This window comes from Sphingopyxis sp. (genome assembly GCF_965279725.1).
GTDB lineage: Bacteria > Pseudomonadota > Alphaproteobacteria > Sphingomonadales > Sphingomonadaceae > Sphingopyxis.
The window spans coordinates 815,109-832,546 of sequence record NZ_CBDIIL010000002.1 but is presented as its reverse complement, the minus strand read 5'-3'; the positions used below and the strand labels follow the sequence as shown (position 1 = coordinate 832,546).

Below are 17,438 nucleotides of genomic sequence, written 5' to 3'. Positions count from 1 at the left end.
CGATGCTATGACCGTCGCCGTGTCTAGTGATTCCCTGATCCGCCCGCGCGTCTCCGGCGCTTCCCTCAAGTCCGAGTTCGTTGCCTTCAAGGTCAACCGTATCGTCGAGGCAGCGAGCCATCTTTTTTACGAGCGAGGCTACAGCAGCTGCACGCTCGACAATGTCGCGAGCGAGCTCAGCGTCACCAAGCCCTTCCTCTACTCCTATTTCAAGAACAAGGAGGCGATCCTCGCTGCGATCTGCGAGGTCGGGATCAGCGAGGCGCTGGCGGTGCTGGAAGACGTCCTGGCGCATGAGCATGACAGCCACCGGGCGCGGCTCGCCGAAGTGGTCCGCAAGGTCGGACAGATCGTGATCGATCGGCAGGAATATGTCGTCGTTTATCAGCGCGAAATGAAGCATCTGAGCGCCGACGATTATAAACGCATTTTGCGCCTGCGGCATAGTTTCGACCATCAGATCGGCGAAATGATCCGCGAAGGCGTCGCCAGCGGCGAATTTCGCGAAGACATTGATCCGTTCATCGCGGTGTGGATCGGAGGGCTGATCAGCTGGATTCCGACCTGGTATTCATCCAGCGGCCAGCGATCTGCGGAAGAAGTGATCGAATATCTCGTCCAGGCCGCGCTGCGGCTGGCGGGCGCGGAATAGCTTCAAAAGGTATGAGTGAAGGCAAAGGATGAACGGGCGGGATCGCCCGACTAGCATGACCAGACATTAGATTACTGACCGGTAGAAAATTATACACCCGGTATATCAGGGAGAGAGATTATGAATTCGAAGATCAAGCATTTGCTGTTGGCCACGGCCATGGGTTCGTTCGCTGTCGCGTCTCCTGCATTGGCGCAAGACGCCAGCCCGGATGCTGTCGCCGACGGCAATGATGACGGCACGATCATCGTGACCGCGACCAAATCGGGCAAGTCGCTGGAAGACACCGGAGCGTCGATTTCGGTTCTGGGTGCAGACGATGTGGGGGCCGGCGGCATCGAGGACGCCGGCGATCTCGCCGCCGCGGTGCCCAACGTCTCCGTCGGTGACCAGTTCGGCGTCAACCGCACCTTCATCCGCGGCATCGGCCTCACCAGCATCGATCTGGGGGCCGACGGCGCCGTCGCCTTTCTTCAGAATGGCGCGATCATCAGCCGCCCCGCCGCGCAACTCAGCGGATTTTATGACATCCAGCAAATTGAAGTTCTGCGCGGGCCGCAGGGGACGACCTATGGCCGCGGTGCGACCGGCGGCGTGATCAATATCGTGACCGCGCGGCCGACCCCCGAATTCGAAGGCTTCGCCCGCGCAACTTATGGCAATTATGACGCCCGCACGCTTGAAGCGGCGCTTGGCGGGCCGATCGCTGGCCAAAATCTGATGTTCCGCATTGCGGGCAAATATGAAAAGCGTGACGGCTATGGCACCAATTTGTTCACCGGCAATCCGATCGACGATCGCGACGCCTATGCCATCCGCGGCTCGCTGCTCGCCAACCTGTCACCCGACCTAGAGCTGCTGATCGTCGCCGATCACTTCAAGGAAGATGATAACAATTACGCGTTCCACTATTTCGGACCGACCGTGGTGCCCGAAGCAGGACTCGCATCCTCCCTGCTCGGCGGCAACACGATTTTCGATTATTATGCGGCGCGCGGCGAGAAGCCCGATCTGCGAAACATCTATTCGGATGAAGACGCGATCAACAAGCGCAACGGGTCGAGCATCCAGGGCATATTGACGTGGGATTCAGGCGACTTCTCGCTGATCTCGACGACTGCCTATCGCAAGTTCAAGCGCTTCAACCGCGACGACCTCGACGTCAGCGATTTCAATGCCTTTGGCCGCAACGACTACACCGAAAATAGCGAGTCGTTCAGTCAGGAAGTGAATTTCAACTATAATGTCGGCAGTCTGTCGCTGCTCGGCGGCGCGACCTATTTCGAGGAAAAGCTGTTTGGCGAAGTCCGTGTTCCCACGGTCAATCTGGCTTCCTATTTCAACATCGTGCTGGGCACCAATCTGCCCGCCAATCTGTTCGACAATGGCAATTATCTCCAGCGCGGCACCGTGAAGACCAAAGCCGCCGGCGCCTATCTCGAGGCGGCTTTCGAAATCCTGCCTGACCTCACGATCACCGCCGGCGCGCGTTACAACTGGGAAAAGCGCAGCGGTGTCGGGCGTTTCACCTTCGAGGCGCAGGGACTCGATATTCCGACCGACAAAACCGGCAGCTGGAATGCGATTACGCCCAAGTTCGCGATCGAATATCGCACCCCGGGCGGCACCTTATTCTATGGCAAGGTGACGCGCGGCTTCAAATCGGGGGTCGTCAACATCGGCAGCATCAATTCGGTCATCGATCCCGAATATGTGTGGAGCTATGAAGCCGGTTTCCGCGGGGAAACCGCCGACCGAAAATTTGGTTTGTCGGGTGCGGTCTTCTATTACGACTATACAAATCTGCAGGTTGGTTTCGTCAATGCCAACAGCATCGTCGAGACAATCAACGCGGCGTCGGCGCGTAACTATGGCGTCGAGCTCGAGGCAACCTTCCGCCCCGCGGACAACACGACGATCCGCGTCTATGGCACCTATCTCAACGCCAAATACAAGGATTTCTGCAACGGTTATTATGCCGCGGGCAATGCCAGTCGGCCGCAATATCCAACGTGTGCGACTGACCCGGGGCTGGTCGATCTTTCGGGCAACCGGTTGTCGAACGCGCCCAAATATACGGTTGCAGCGTTTGTCGATCAGCGTTTTAATCTCGGCAATTCCGGCTTCCTCGACGTGTCGGCCGATATCAACCTGCAGGACGAGGTATTCTTTACCGAGTTCAACAATAATGACGCCCGGCAGGAGGCCTTTGCGCTGGTCAATGCGAGCATCACCTATCGTTCGCCCGACGAGCGCTGGTCGTTGGCGCTATGGGGCAAGAATCTGACCGACAAATATGCGCTGGCGAACACGATCATTGCTGCGCCGCTTTACAGCTTCGTGTCGGTTGGATCGTTGCGGCCGCCGCGGACCTATGGCGTCACGCTTGGGGTCGATTTCTGATCAGAGGATCGCATCATGGACGCAGCCTTCACTATCGGTCGCCACCGGGTCTATCGCCTGGAAGAGTGGCAAGGCGGCTTCAGCCCGCCCGAAGCACTCTTCGCGGAATATGAGGAAGCTGCGTTCGACCAGCAGGCGGGCGATTTCGAGCCCGCCTTCTTTCGCGACGGGCTGATCTACGGCTATCTGCAAAGCTGGCTGATTGACACCGGCAGCGAGCGAATCATCGTCGATACCGGGGCGGGCAATGACAAGGACCGCCCCGGCATCCCGATCTTCGGGCAACTGACGACCCCGTTTCTGGACGGTCTTGCGGCGGCGGGGTTCGGGCCGGGCGATATCGACAAGGTGTTTTGCACCCATCTGCACATTGATCATGTGGGATGGAACACCGAATGGCGCGATGGGGGCTGGCAGCCGACGTTTCCCAAGGCGCGATACTATTTTCCGCGGGCCGACGAAGAGGCGTGGAACCCGGCCAAGGCGCTTTACGCGACCCTCGCCGGTGCCGGGGTCAACGCAAACGTGTTCGAGGACAGCGTGCAGCCGGTGATCGATGCCGGACTGGCCGAACTGATCGACGACGGCGCCACGATCGCGCCTGGCATGACCGCGTGGAACTCGCCCGGACACACCCCGGGGCATATGGTGTTGGAGGTCGAGAGCGACGGTGAAACGGCGCTGTTTACGGGGGACATATTGCATCACCCCATGCAGATTTCCCGCCCCGACTGGAACAGCGTCTATTGCGAAGACCGGATCGCCGCCGCTGATACGCGGAGGCGCATTCTTCATCGTGCGAGTGCAAAAGGCGCGCGCATCGTACCGGCGCATTTTGGCGCCCCGCATTCGGTGTTTGTCGAACGCCGTGACGATGGGACATTCGAGCCGCGCTATCGCTAGTTTTCAGGGAGACGATCTGTGACCGATCTCCGCGTGCCTTCTTTTTCTCCCGACGATGTTGCGCTGAAGGCCGATCCGTACATCGCCTTCGCCCGATTGCGCGAAGACGATCCAATCCATCGCTCCGATCTGGGCTATTGGGTGGTCAGCCGCCACGAAGATGTTCGCGCCGTCCTCATGAACCGCGACGATTTCGGTCAGGGTGATTTCGTCGAAAACATCCGGCTTTTCTACGGCCCTGATTTCGACGTGATGGGGCAGCGCGGTTATAAGTGGTTGTCCGAAGTGTTCCTGATGCAGGATCCGCCGCACCATACGCGGGTGCGCGGGTTGGTGACCGGAGCGCTGACCGCCCGGCGCGTGCGCGCTATGGAGCCGCGAATTCGCGAGATCACCGACCGGTTGATCGACGGCTTTGCGGGCGACGGGCACGGCGACCTGATTGCGCGGTTTGCATATGAACTGCCGGTGCGCGTGATGTGCGATATGCTGGGGATCGATCCCGACGACGATCGGCTGCCTGCGGTCATCGATGCCATTGCGCAAAGTTTCATCGTTTTCGAAGCGCGTGCGTTGACCGATGCCGAGCTGACAACAGCGAACACACAGATTGCGGTGTTGCAGAATTTCTTTGAGGCGCTGTTCGACGAGCGCAAGGCGGCGCCGCAAGACGATCTCGCGACCGCGCTCGTCCAGGCGGGCGGGGCGGAGGATGCGCTGTCGCACGACGAGCTGGTGACCGTCGCGATCGGATTGTTCGGCGCCGGATTCGAGACGACCGCACATATGATCGGCAATGGCCTGCTCAGCTTCAGCCGCTTTCCCGATCAGTGGCAACGCCTGGTCGGCGATCCCGCGGCTTATGCTGCCGGGACGGTCGATGAGGTGCTGCGCTACGAAAGCTCGCTCATCGCTACCTATCGCACGGCCCTGAAACCGACTGAGGTCCGTGGGCAGTCCGTGGCGAAGGGCGAAAAGATCCTCACCCTGATCGGCGCCGGAAATCGCGACCCGAGGGTGTTCGACAATCCCGGCAGCTTCGACATCGGGCGCGACAATGCGGCCCGGCATCTGAGCTTCGGCGGCGGCATTCATTTCTGCGTGGGTGCGGAGCTGGCGCGGCTCGAAGGGCGAATAGCATTTGAACAGTTGGCGACGCGGCTGCCGGGACTGAAGGTCGACACCGATGCACCGGCTTGGCGTGAAGGATTTTTGTTTCGCGGAATGAGCACGCTTCCCGCCCGCTGGTGACGTCTCAGGGCGTGACAACAATCTTGCCGATGCGCGAGTCCGAGCCAAGCGCGCGGAACGCCGCCGGTGCTTCGGCAAGCGGGAAAATCTGATCGACCAACGATCGGATCCGGCCGCGTTCGGCAAGGCGGAAGATGATCCCCAATATGGCCCGCACTCGCGCGGGATCGCTTTCGCCAAGATAGCGGGCATCGACCCCCGCGAGCTCGCCGGACTTCAGCAGCGGGAGATTGGCAGGAAGCTGCGGAATGCCGTCGCCCGATGCAAAGCCTACCACTAGGTGGCGCCCGTGCTTAGCGAGCGAGCGGAAGCAGGCCTCGAATAACGGACCGCCGACGGGATCAAAGACCCGGTCGACTCCCGCGGGGTATCGGACCTTCAGCTGCTTGCGCCAGTCAGGGTCGCGATAGTCGAGCACCATGTCCGCGCCAAGCGCCGCGATATGGCGCATCTTGGCATCGCCCGACGCGAGCCCAATGACGGCACCACCGCAGTTATGCGCGAGTTGCACCGCCGCCGATCCGACGCCGCCCGAGGCGCCGGTGACGAGCAGCGACTGGCTTGCCTGATAATGACCACGGTCGAACAGGCCGTAGTGCGCGGTGAGGAAATCGAGGATCAGCGCCGAAGCCGTCGACGCGTCGAGGGCGTCGGGGACTGCGACGCTGCTTGCGGCGTGGACGATCGCCTGCTCGGCGAGGCCGCCGCCGAATTGCCAGCTTGCGATGCGCTGGCCCGATACAAAACCCGTCACGCCCGCACCCAGCGCTTCGATGCGACCCACGATTTCACCGCCGGGTGTGAAGGGCAGCGGTGGCTGTGCCTGATAGAGGCCGCGCATCACCAGCGCATCGACAAAACCCAACGACGTCGCCTCGACGCGCAACAGGATCTCGCCAGCACCCGGCGCGCCCGCCGATCCTTCTTCGAGCGCGAAGTCCTCAACCGCGCCCAAGCGATGTCCCTGAAAGGCTTTCATCCGGTTGAACCCCGCTGCCGCTCAACCGGCCTCTGCGAGCGACTGGTGGTTGCTGGCGGCTTTGCCGAACTCCAGATCGTCGGCATTGGGGGAGCGCGTCATCCGCCAGAAGGCGTCATTGCGCCAAGGCGTGATCGCAATCACGCGGCCTTTCGCGTTGCGGTACCAGTTTTCGGTGCCGGGATGGGTCCACACCAGCTTCTCATGCGCTGCGTCGATCTGGCGGCGATAATCCTGATAGACGGTGTCTTTCACCTCGACCGTGTCGGCGCCGCGCGCCGCGGTCGCGAGCACGACTTCACCGGCAAAATGCATCTGGTTTTCGATATTGCGGATCATGCTGCCGCCGTGACCCGAGCCGACATTGGGGCCGAGGAGAATGAAGAGATTGGGGAACCCCGGAACCAGCGTACCGAGATAGGCTGCGGCGTCATCTTCGCCCCACAGGTCGCGCAGGACCCGGCCGTTGCGGCCGATAACGTCATAGGATCCAAGCACCCGCGTCGTCTGAAATCCGGTAGCAAGAATGATGACATCGGCCTGGACCTCGATCCCCGACGACGAGATCAGCCGGTTGCCCTCGATGCGCGCCAGATGTTCGGGGATCAGCCGCACGTTCGGCTTGCGGAGCGTCCGGTACCAGCCATTGTCGAGCAGCATGCGCTTGGCGAAGGGTGGATAGTCGGGCAGTACGTCATCGATCAGCTCGGGGCGATCGGCCAGCTGCTCATGGACATAGCGGGTAAAATGGCGGCGATGGCCGTCGTTGATCTCGTTCACTGCGCGCTCGGGATGCGGCCATTCGGGATCACGGCGCAGAGTGCCGTGAACGCGGTCGTTGAACGTCCACGACAAGCGTTGTTCCAGCCACGCCCGGTAAAGCGGCACGGCCCGCATCAGGTAGCGCACGCCATCGGGAACGTCCTTGCGAAATTGCGGAAACGGCGCCGCCCATTGTTTGGACCGTGCAAACAGGGTGAGCGCGCTGGCCTCGTCGGCAACCGCCGGGGCCACCTGCATTCCCGACGCGCCATTGCCGATCACCGCGATGCGCTTTCCCGACAGGTTGACGTCGTTTGGCCAGCGACTGGTGTGAATCACCTCGCCTGAAAAGGAGTCGAGGCCTTCGATCTTGGGATATTGCGGGATATTGAGAATGCCGACGGCGCTGAAAAGATAGTCGGCGCGGTGCGTCGCCGTGGTGCCGTCGGGCTTTGACACCACAACCTCCCATTGATCGGCGTCGTCGATCCAGCGTGCGGATTCGACTTTCGAATTGAACTGGGCACGGGCGGGGAGCCCATATTCACGGGCCGTATCGAGCAGATAATCTTCGATTTCGTCGCGTAGCGGGAAATATTTCGACCAGTCGTTCGGGCGGCACGAGAATGTGTAGGTCAGCGAGGGGGTATCGACGCCGCATCCGGGATAGCGATTCTCGAACCAGGTGCCGCCGAAATCTTCGTTTTTTTCGAAGATCGTGTAGTGGACGCCCAGACGCTGAAGCTCGATCCCGGCGCAAATGCCCGAGATTCCGGCGCCGATGACAATCGCGGACTTTGTCTTGAGCAGCGGAGGAATGTCGCGCCTGGGCGGGGCGGGCATCATGCCTGCAGCAACAATGTCGCCATATTCCTCGGGGACATGCTCGGTCATCGCGGCGCTCAGCATCCTGGCCAGATGGGCGTTATCGGGTTGCGGCAGGACGAGCGGTTTGCCCTTTAGCCAGGCTTCGATCGCCTGGCGCGCGTGGTCGCGTATCGCGCGCTGGATATCCTCGGACAACTGGCCGCTATCATTGTCATCAAGACCCGGCGCCCGCTTCGGCAGAAAGGGCTCCTCGAGCCATTTTGCTTCACCGGTCATCTGGTGAAGCAGCATCAGGAGGGCGGGGATATTTCCCTGCTCGATCCCCGAGGCCAGAAGTTGCCAGTCGACCTGGTCAGCAGCAATCGGCCGGTCAAGGGTGTGGGTCATGTCGAAAATATCCTGGCGCAAGCGAAGAAAGGGGAGAGCGAAGTTATCTCAGCGTCGGAATGGCGGCGTTGGCAGCCCGAGCCTGTCGCATTAAACATTCGGTTCATGGAGCAAAGGATTCGCGGCGGACCCGCAGGCCCGCAGCCTCGCGATCCCATGTGTCGTCTGTCACGCCCTCGCGCCGCAGGTCGGTCTTCAAAACCTTGGCCGACGGCGTCTTGGGGAGCTCGTCCAACACCCGGAAATAACGTGGCACCATGAAATAGGGCATGGTTTCGATCAGGAATTCGGCCAGCGCGCGGCAGTCGATCGACCGGCCCGGAACCGGCGCGACGACCACCATCACCTCATCTTCCGAATATTCGCTCGGCACCGCGATGGCGGCCGCTTCGCGCACGTCGGGATGGCGGCAGACATCGGCTTCGACTTCGAACGACGAGATATTCTCGCCCCGCCTGCGGATCGCATCCTTCACCCGATCGACAAAATAATAATAGCCGTCCGCGTCGCGCCGAAAAGCGTCGCCGGTATGAAACCATCCATTGCGCCATGCGGTGGCGGTCGCTTCGGGATTGGCGTTATAGCCGCTGTTCATAGCCCATGGCCGGTCGGTGCGAACCAGCATCTCGCCGATTTCGCCGACCGCGACTTCGCAATCATTGCCGTCAACAAGACGAACGTCGACGCCGGAACGGACGCGGCCGCAGGTTCCGATCTTCGTCGGATTGGCCTCCGACACGACGGGCGACGAAATCTCGGTCATGTTGAAAATCGTATAGATGTCGATGCCGAAGCGCTCCGTAAAGGTAGGCGCGTCGCCGGTCAGCGGCACCATGAAAGCCTTTTGCACGCCATGATCGCGGTCCTTCGGCGACGGTGGCGCCTTGAGCAGGAAGGTCGCCATGACACCGAGCAGGAAGACTACCGTCGCCCCGGTGCGCTTGGCGACCGACCAGAATTCGTCGGTCGAAAAATTGTCGATCATCGCAACCGAAGCGCCCCGTGCCAGCATCACAAAGGGTGGCCCCATGCCGCCGATATGAAAGATCGGCGCAACGCACATATAGCGGTCGTCCTCGCCGACCATCGGCCAGCTTTCCGGCCCGGCGTTCGAGAACATGTGGAGATAGGAGGACAGAACGCCTTTCGACGGGCCAGTCGTCCCCGAGGTGTAGATGATCGACTGAATATCCCAAGGCTCGATCGGGCGTTCCAGCGGCAATTCATCAGATGGATCGCCGATCACGTCATCGAACCGCACCGACGCGAGCGGCGTTTCCGCCACCGCGTTTGCGGTCGTGACAACCAGCAGTTCAAGACCGGCGAGATCGACATCCGCCAGACGGGGGATCAGGTCGGGATGGACGAGCAAGGTCCGGGCGGACGAGTTCGCCAGCACATGCTCGAGCAATCCACCACGGTATGCCGTGTTGAAGGGTACAAACACGGCGCCGAGATAGTTGATGGCATAAAAAGCGATCAGCGCGTCAGGCCCATTGGGCAGCCACACCGCGACATGTTCACCCTGCCGGACGCCCAGTTGGCGCAGTCCGGCGGCTTTTTCGCGCACGCGGGCGTGGATGTCCGCGAAACTCCATTCCGAGCCGTCGGCAAAGACGACATGCGCCTTGTCCGGGCGCTCGACTGCCCAGCGGTCGAGTAGATAGCGCAACACGCATCCGTCGCGATTGGGGATACGCGGGTCCTGAAAATCTCGCGATCTTGCGGCGTTCGGCATGGTCGTTCCTTTATCTGCGGTCGCTATGGCCATGGTCGATCGTGTCGTCAGGCAGCGCGGCGCAGGATTTCGAGTATGTCGGCGGCAGAGGTAATGGGTCGGGGGTTGGTGCGGCCCCAGATGTCGAGCAGCGTGTATTCGGCAACCTGCTGAAAGCGCGACGCATCGACGCCGACGTCGCTCAGTCGGCGCGGCATGCCCAGTCCGGAGATAAACGCGTCAAGTGCGGCCGAAGCGCTCGCGTGCTCGCCACCGAGTACGGCCAGTGTGCGCGCCTGGCGGCTGGCGTCATGCTCGGCGTTCCACGCCAGCACATAAGGCGACATGACGCACGACGTGTAGCCATGCGGGACGTCGCAGGTGCCGCCCAGGATGTGGCCGATCGCATGACTCGCCCCCATCGGCACGCCGCCAATGATGCTGATCATCGATTGCCAGGCGCCGATCTGGCATTTCAGCCGCGCCTCAAGATCTCCCGGATCGGCTTTGACGCGCGGTAGGCCTTCGACCAGCAACCGCAGCGCGCTTTCGGCCAGTCCGTCGGCGAAATCGTTCGACTTGTACGATGACAAGGTCTCGACCGCATGATCCACCGAACGGACGCCGGTGGAGAGCCAGAGCCATTCGGGTGTATGACGCGTGATCGACGGATCGAGCACCACCATCACCGGCGCCATGTTGCGATGCTCATATCCCTGCTTGTGCTGCGTCACCTCGTCTGTGGCGCCCGACAGCGCGTTGAACTCTCCGCCCGACAACGTAGTCGGAACGCAGATGACAGGAATGTCAGGGCCGACGGTGATCGGGTTGATCACTTCGCCCGCGTCGGTGACATAGGTCCGCAAGGGCTCGAACGCCTCGACGCTTCGTACATCATGTTTGATTAACAGCGCGACGATCTTGGCCGCGTCGGTCGCTGAACCGCCGCCCACGGAGACAATCAGATCGGCACCGACGGCGCGTGCGGCATCGGCGGCTTTCAGCACATCGGCGCGCGGCGCGTGCGGCGCGATGCCGCTATAGGTGCCGCCGTGACGGGCGCCTAGACCCGCTTCGATCTTCTGGATTTCATCGGTATTTTCCCGCAGGCTCGACGAAGCGAGCAGAAACACCTTTTTGCATCCCATTTGACCTGCCTCGTCAGCGATCGCCTCCGCGGTCGGGACGCCCATTGTCACGCGTTCGGTGCGGGTAAAGCGCAATTCGCTTTGGGTGATCTCAGCCATCGTCTCACTCTCCTCTGATCGTCCAGTCTGTGCCGGACTCGTGAATCAGATAGTGACAGGACAAGCAGATACTGGCTAGTATATTTTTCAACTGATGGGAATATACCACCTGCTCGCAGTTGGTGGACGGGAGCCAAGTCAATATGAACGAGCGGGAAAGTGGCGTGCAACCGCCCATCGCAAACATTCGCATTCTTGAATTTTCCGGGCTCGGTCCAACCCCGTTCGGCGCGATGCTGCTCGCCGACCTCGGCGCCGACGTCCTGCGGATCGAGCGGTTCGGTGCGGCGCGCCCGTTGGGCGGCGATCCGCAGTATGATTTTCTCTATCGCAACCGCCCCTCGGTTGCGATCGATCTGAAGGCGCCTGCGGGATTAGCGCTGGTCCGCGATTTGGCGACGCGGGCCGACGTCGTCATTGAAGGCTATCGACCGGGTGTGATGGAGCGGCTCGGACTGGGACCAGATACGCTCTGCGAAGCGAATCAGCGATTGATTTACGCGCGCATGAGCGGCTGGGGACAAACCGGCCCCATGGCATCGCGCGCGGGACACGACATCAATTATCTCGCGCTAACTGGTGCGCTGTTTCCGATGGGGCCAAGCGACACGCCGCCAACCCCGCCCCTCAATCTTGTCGGCAATTTTGGCGGCGGCGGGACATTTCTTGCTATGGGCGTGCTCGCCGCGCTGCTCGAACGGCAGCGATCGGGACAGGGTCAGGTTATTGACGTCGCGATGATCGATGGCATTTCGGTCTTGCTAACCCAGATGGCGGGCTGGATGCAGATGGGCTTGTGGAATCGGGGTCGCGGCGAAAATCTGCTCGATGGCAGCGCCTATTTCTACCGCTGCTATGCAACCGCCGATGGAAGGCACATGGCCGTCGGCGCACTCGAACGTGAATTCCATGATGCGTTTTTGGTGGGGCTTGGGCTCGAACCGCAGCATTTTGACGACTATCTCAATCCTGCCGTCTGGCCCGATCGCATAGCCCAGATCGAGCCGTTATTCCGGTCGCGACCACAGCGCGAGTGGCGCGCAATTTTCGATGAACTGGACGCCTGCGTCTCCCCCGTTCTCACCTTTCATGAGGCCGCCGACCATCCGGCAAATCTGGCGCGACACGTTCATGCGCATTCTGGTCCGTCACTGCAACCAGCGCCCGCTCCGCGGTTCGCGCGGTCACCGAGCCGGACACCGAGCCCCGTGGTCTCGAAGTGCGATATTTCCGAGAGTTTGATGAGCTGGGCCGTGGCAGCCGATGAGATCCGGTTGCTGCACGACAAAGGGGTTCTGCGGTAGCGCCTCGAGGGTTCGATACGGACGCGACTGTTCGAACAGACAATTCCAGACCACAATTGCGCAGAAGCCTGCTTTAAGAAATATCTCGAGAGCCACAATAACAACGACGGCATTTGCGCGATACGTTCCCGAAAGCGGACGGTCTTCTAACGGCCAGCCTCAGCCGAAGCCAAACAGCGAGGGCGCCAGATTGTTCCAAACTGTGCTGCGCGCGATCAACGGCTCGACCATGTGGAACGGGATCAGGACAAGCGCGGCGCCGGTCGTCACGGCATGAACGCGACCGCGCTGGCGTCGGTCATGGAGCGCGAGCGCGATCAGCATTGCGTCGGCGAGAAGGTTGGGGGACATGTCGACCCAAGGAAATGGCAAGGGAAGCTTCAGCATCCAGCGTGAAAAGGCAGGGCCGAACAAGTTGAGCAACGCGACGAACATCAACCGGCGATGCCATTCGATACGCCGCGACGCCTCGTAAATCGCCCAACCGAACGCGAAGCTGAACACCATGATGTCGATTAGATTATAGAGTGAGAATTCAAAGGGCCTGGCGATCCCCATGGCTTGGCGACTGGCCGCAGCGCTCACCGCCATCCAGAGGCCGAGCGGCACTATGGCGCCGGCCAGCGCCACGCCTGCAAGACCCAGTTCGCGATGCAGGCGGATATGCCCGCTGCGCACAAGCCGAGTCTGGATAACATATAGTCCAACCCACGCAAAAAAGGCGAGACCGTGCAGATGGTGCAGCAAGCTGAAACTTTTGCTGCCGGTAGCGAGAGGGATGAAATAGCTGAGCGGGAAGCTTAGTACGACGAGCGCTGCGATCAGAAGCGCGCTGGCTGAGAAGAAGCGGCTGCCGCGGACGGCGACATTTTGGTTGGTCAAGCTGCCATCTCCGTCGGCGTTTGGCGACGATGGGGATTGCTGCGCCAAGCCCACGACAAGGCTGCTAGTCCGAACAGCCCGGCGCCGACGGCATGCACGGCGACCGGAACATCGCCGAATGCCAGGAAAACAGAGTTCCATGCTTTGGCGAAACCCACAGTCTCGAACAGAAGCGACTGCAGCAAGATAACGGCTGCCACGACCAGCCACGGCTGGCCGTTGCGACGGTGGCGAGACCACAGCCACACAGCAATCAAAACTCCGGTCAGGCCACCGAGATGGACACTCCAGCGGAACAGCGGGAAGTCCTGCGGCCCGTTGATGACGAGGCCGGGAAGGTGTGCGTTGTATACGCGCCCCAGCGCTGGCCCGATCAACAGCAACGGGGTCGCGAGCAGCCAGGCGGCATGGCGCGCAACGTTGCGCCGTTCCCTTAGCGCCAGCGCTGCAAAAAGAACAAACGCTGCCGATCCCAAAAGATCGTAGATACCAAGCGGCGAGCCCCAGAGATTGTAAAAAGGATCCTCGCCGGAAGCGGTCGCCATCGCCATGCTATGTTCGACCCCGGCAGCACCGACCAAGAATAGCGGCACCAAAGCAAAGACCGCGAGGCCAAGGCTTCGGTGCCTAGCTCGATGACCCCGATCGATCGACCAACTCTGAGCTGCAAGTAGCAACATCCACGCGGTGGCGGTGACCGCGTGCAAATGCCAGGCGATTTTCGCGGTTCCGAGCTTGGAGAAATAGCCTGGCCAAAAAGCCAGGACCGTCATCGCGATGATCGCGAGACAAAACATCCACGCATTGCGATACGGCATATTCATGGCCCCCACCAATGTTGGCAGTGGTCGACGACCAGCGCCCGCGTCCCCGCGGCTAGTCAGCACATGAGGGCGGGTAGAGCAAGACATGTATGTCTGCTATTGCTGGCTAGGCTCTCAAGTCGACGGACTGCTATAGACCATTCTGAGCGCAAGAGCTGTTGCGGTTACTGCCAATGCCTTTCGGTACTATTTAGCAGGAGTAACTTTGAGCGGTCTTGCGAACGGCTTGATGCCGATCTTCGCATACACTTCGCCAGGGAAATACACCGCGCCATCTTTGACCACCATCGAGATCGTCTTGATGGCTTTGATGTCCTTCACCGGATCGCCGGGAACCAGCAGAAAATCGGCGAATTTGCCGCGCTCGATTGAGCCGAGCGATTGATCCTGCCCGAGATATCGGGCCATTTCGAGAGTGTCGCGCGCCAAAACATCGGCGTTGCTCATGCCGAGCTTCGTGAACAGTTCCAGTTCGCGATGCAGCGTGAACGCACCGCCGGTATCGGTTCCGGGGATGAGCAGAATCCCCCGTTTGTTCATGTCGGTGAGTGTCGCCAGGACCTTCGCATAGGCCGCCACATAGCGGGCGCGCTCAGCCGGATCCGCGGCCCCGAAGAGCGCTTGCTTCAACTGCCTTTGTTCGGCCGGAGGCATATGGTCGAAATAGTCCAGCGCGCCGGGATTGGGTTTGCCATCAATCGCTGTGAGCCCGAGTTCGTGGATCCCGATCGTTGGTTCATGGGCGACCTTGCGCGCGACCATAGCATCAAGCGTCTTCATCACCTTGGGCGAGGCGAGGTCGATGTCGGGAAAACGCTGCATCGCCTTGAAGCGGAACAAAGTGCGCGTGTCTTCGCCGGGTTCGAGTACCCAGCCCAGCATCAGCTGATTCACATGCGTGATCTCGTCGAAGCCGGCAGCGATCATCGCGTCGGCGTCCGAAAACGCCGGGATATGACCGGCAACGCGTAGCCCCAGCCTGTGGGCCTCTTTAACGACTGCAGGCGCCCATTCGGGTTTCATCGAATTGTAGAGCTTGGCCTGCCAATAGCCCCGCGCGGCGTACCAGCGGACATGCTCGATCGCTTCCTTCTCGTTGTGCGCCAAACGGCCGGTCGCGGAACTGAAGTCACTATGGCCTTCGATGAATCCGCTTCGCGTTACGCGGGGACCGGCGACTTCACCGCTTTGGATGCGGGCAATGAGCTGGTCGAGCACGGCGTTGTCGTTGCCCATGTCGCGAACCGAGGTCACGCCGGCAAGCACGTTCATCAGCGCGTCTTCCGGGCCAAGGTGCGCGTGCATTTCGTAAAGTCCGGGGATCAGCGAACCGCCGGCGCCATCGATTTGCGTTTCGCCTCCCGTCGCGGCGCTGCCGGTCGGAACGATTTCGCTGATCCGGTTGCCGGAAAATACGACATCGCGCGGCCCGGTCATGGCTTTAGTGACGGGGTCGAATATCCGGACGTTTCGGATGCGCACAGGCCCGTCAAAGCGATGCGCTGCTTCGGTCTGCAGTCGGGCCAGCCGCTGAGACGCGAGCTGCTCCGATAAGTCCTGGAGGATTTTCGACGCGTCCGCGCCCAGCCCTTTGCGCAGGATGATGAAGCCGGGCGAAGGCAAGGCAACGAGGTCGCCCGCCGTATCGAGCGTAATATAGGTCGGCGTCGTCGAAAGCCCGGACAGTTCATAGGTAATCGCTTCGAGCGAACCTCCGCCGGCCGGAATCGTGCGGCGGTCGCGTTCCGCAAGCGTTGCGGTGCCCGCGGGAGCGACGGACATCGCATGGTCAGGATCGGCCAGCAGCGCCTTTGCGAGTATCGCGACGTCGAATGGCGACCCATTTTGCGTGACATAATAGGCGGGCAAATCCTTGCCCTTGAGCTTGCCTGGGCCCGCAAGGTCGATCCATTGCAGCTCGCCCGCCTTGCGCGAGAAGCTTTCCTGTACCGTGTTGCCAAATGTTGTGCTTCCGGAGATTTGCCAGCCTACCGGCGCTCCCTTTGTGTCGAGTGTCACGACCTCTTTGATCGTCGGTCCGCGGCCATTCTGTTTGTAGTCGTAGTCGATGCTGGCCTTATCTTCGTCGCGATCGATGGTCAGATGTCCGATATCGCGGTTCTGCATATAGACGCGATATTCCGATGTTTGCGCCTGAGCCGTTGCGATCAACAAAGGGGCAGACAAGACTAGTAACGAGGCTGTGGCGCGAACGGTAGCAAATCGCATGTCTGAATGTCCCTGCGCGATGATTGAGCAACATCTTTAGTAGCTCGGAATGAAACCGAAAGAAGATTGTCGCTTGGCTCCGTCGGCTCTCGTTCGCCGCCGGGAATGTGCCAAGTTAGATCGGCTGCGGTAGGATCCAAATTGGAGGGCGGGGCGCACCTCATCCCGCCGGGAGGCAAACATTACGTCTGCTTTGGCGGGTCTCAGGCTTAAAGCGGTCTGTCTCCTACCGGCCATCTGCTGTCCAAGTTGAGCGGATATGCTCGGGATCCGTCGGGTGCGTGGTCATTCAGAAGGCCAGCAAAATGCCAGTTTGCTCCGGAACGGAGTTTGGGATCTGGAGCCCGGTCGCGCCGGTGCCGATCCGGATATTGGCGCGAAAGACTCTTATCTGCGGCAAATGCCCGGTTTGGGTAGCTGCGGCCTGAATTACCGCGAAGCTGTTACTTCAAGTCACTCCGCTTTGCTGCCAAACTGGTACTTAATGTCGCACCAACCATGCTCTGAATCGGACATAAAGGCTGTGGATAACGAAGGGGGTGCTTCGTGGGACAGGCATTGAACGGGACAGGAATGAATCACGAGGGGTTCGGCGTGCCCGCCGAGACTTCGACGCAGGCGCAGCTGGACAGGCTCGATGCGCAGGTTCGATGGATTTTGACGCGATTGGGGTCGGCGCGACCAGAGGTCTTGCCGGACGAGCCTGCCGCGCGGCTACCAGCGCCCGTATCATTCGATGCCGGGAGGGCGAAGCTCGCGCGCGCGAAGCTTCGCGAAAGGCGGCAGCGCGAACAATTTTTGCCAGCCGATATATTCGCCGATCCGGCTTGGGACATGCTGCTCGACCTATATGCCGCCCATTACGAACGGCGCGAGGTGTCGGTCTCGAGCCTTTGCATCGCTGCCAATGTCCCAGCGACGACTGCATTGCGCTGGATCAAGAGCATGACCGATCATGGCATGTTCGAGCGCACCTGCGATCGGCACGACGGCCGGCGTATCCTCATTGCGATCAGTGAGAGCACGCGCCTCGCGCTGGACGGCTATTTCGACAAGCTTTCGGAGTGAGA

The 17,438-nt window shown here is 60.8% G+C and carries 13 protein-coding genes; 6 read left to right on the top strand and 7 right to left on the bottom strand.

Going from position 1 to position 17,438, the window contains the following annotated elements:
• Nucleotides 1-19 precede the first annotated feature (19 nt).
• The 4 genes from ACQY6T_RS08440 (at nt 20) to ACQY6T_RS08425 (ending at nt 5,209) form a co-directional block, all read left to right on the top strand.
• Entirely contained in the window at nt 20-652 is a 633-nt protein-coding gene (locus ACQY6T_RS08440) for a TetR/AcrR family transcriptional regulator (protein WP_428630289.1), read from the top strand.
• A 120-nt stretch (nt 653-772) separates the two neighbouring features.
• Complete coding sequence (locus ACQY6T_RS08435) at nt 773-3,055, top strand: TonB-dependent receptor (RefSeq protein WP_428630287.1); 2,283 nt, start codon at nt 773-775, stop codon at nt 3,053-3,055.
• A 15-nt stretch (nt 3,056-3,070) separates the two neighbouring features.
• Complete coding sequence (locus ACQY6T_RS08430; RefSeq protein ID WP_428630285.1) at nt 3,071-3,958, top strand: MBL fold metallo-hydrolase; 888 nt, start codon at nt 3,071-3,073, stop codon at nt 3,956-3,958.
• Between the two features lie 18 nt (nt 3,959-3,976).
• Nucleotides 3,977-5,209, top strand: coding sequence for a cytochrome P450 (locus ACQY6T_RS08425; RefSeq protein ID WP_428630283.1), 1,233 nt, complete (start codon nt 3,977-3,979; stop codon nt 5,207-5,209).
• A 4-nt stretch (nt 5,210-5,213) separates the two neighbouring features.
• On the opposite strand, the gene ACQY6T_RS08420 is transcribed toward ACQY6T_RS08425, so the two are convergent.
• The 4 genes from ACQY6T_RS08420 to ACQY6T_RS08405 all read right to left on the bottom strand — a co-directional run bounded on the left by ACQY6T_RS08420 (nt 5,214) and on the right by ACQY6T_RS08405 (nt 11,129).
• The gene (locus ACQY6T_RS08420; protein ID WP_428630282.1) at nt 5,214-6,188 is read right to left on the bottom strand and encodes an NADPH:quinone oxidoreductase family protein; all 975 of its coding nucleotides are present in this window, start codon (nt 6,186-6,188) and stop codon (nt 5,214-5,216) included.
• A 21-nt stretch (nt 6,189-6,209) separates the two neighbouring features.
• Entirely contained in the window at nt 6,210-8,165 is a 1,956-nt protein-coding gene (locus ACQY6T_RS08415; protein WP_428630280.1) for a flavin-containing monooxygenase, read from the bottom strand.
• A 103-nt stretch (nt 8,166-8,268) separates the two neighbouring features.
• A complete protein-coding gene (locus tag ACQY6T_RS08410) occupies nt 8,269-9,903 on the bottom strand; it encodes an AMP-binding protein (RefSeq protein WP_428630278.1) in 1,635 nt (544 codons plus the stop codon).
• A gap of 47 nt (nt 9,904-9,950) precedes the next feature.
• Nucleotides 9,951-11,129: an iron-containing alcohol dehydrogenase gene (locus tag ACQY6T_RS08405; RefSeq protein ID WP_428630276.1), complete on the bottom strand. Its 1,179-nt coding sequence runs from the start codon at nt 11,127-11,129 to the stop codon at nt 9,951-9,953.
• 143 nt (nt 11,130-11,272) lie between these two features.
• Between ACQY6T_RS08405 and ACQY6T_RS08400 the strand changes: the two genes are divergently transcribed.
• Nucleotides 11,273-12,433, top strand: coding sequence for a CaiB/BaiF CoA transferase family protein (locus ACQY6T_RS08400; protein ID WP_428630274.1), 1,161 nt, complete (start codon nt 11,273-11,275; stop codon nt 12,431-12,433).
• 159 nt (nt 12,434-12,592) lie between these two features.
• Here the strand turns inward: ACQY6T_RS08400 and ACQY6T_RS08395 are convergent, their stop codons facing one another.
• From ACQY6T_RS08395 to ACQY6T_RS08385, 3 genes are all read right to left on the bottom strand, one after another.
• Nucleotides 12,593-13,315 carry a hypothetical protein gene (locus tag ACQY6T_RS08395; protein ID WP_428630272.1) on the bottom strand — a complete coding sequence of 241 codons (723 nt, stop codon included), beginning with the start codon at nt 13,313-13,315 and terminating at the stop codon, nt 12,593-12,595.
• Nucleotides 13,312-14,139, bottom strand: a complete 828-nt coding sequence (locus ACQY6T_RS08390; RefSeq protein ID WP_428630270.1) for a hypothetical protein — start codon at nt 14,137-14,139, stop codon at nt 13,312-13,314. The genes ACQY6T_RS08395 and ACQY6T_RS08390 overlap by 4 nt, the downstream gene beginning before the upstream one ends.
• A gap of 186 nt (nt 14,140-14,325) precedes the next feature.
• Entirely contained in the window at nt 14,326-15,762 is a 1,437-nt protein-coding gene (locus tag ACQY6T_RS08385) for an amidohydrolase family protein (protein WP_428630269.1), read from the bottom strand.
• 1,440 nt (nt 15,763-17,202) lie between these two features.
• On the opposite strand from ACQY6T_RS08385, the gene ACQY6T_RS08380 reads away from it, so the two are divergent.
• Nucleotides 17,203-17,436, top strand: coding sequence for a winged helix DNA-binding protein (locus ACQY6T_RS08380; protein ID WP_428630267.1), 234 nt, complete (start codon nt 17,203-17,205; stop codon nt 17,434-17,436).
• Nucleotides 17,437-17,438 lie beyond the last annotated feature (2 nt).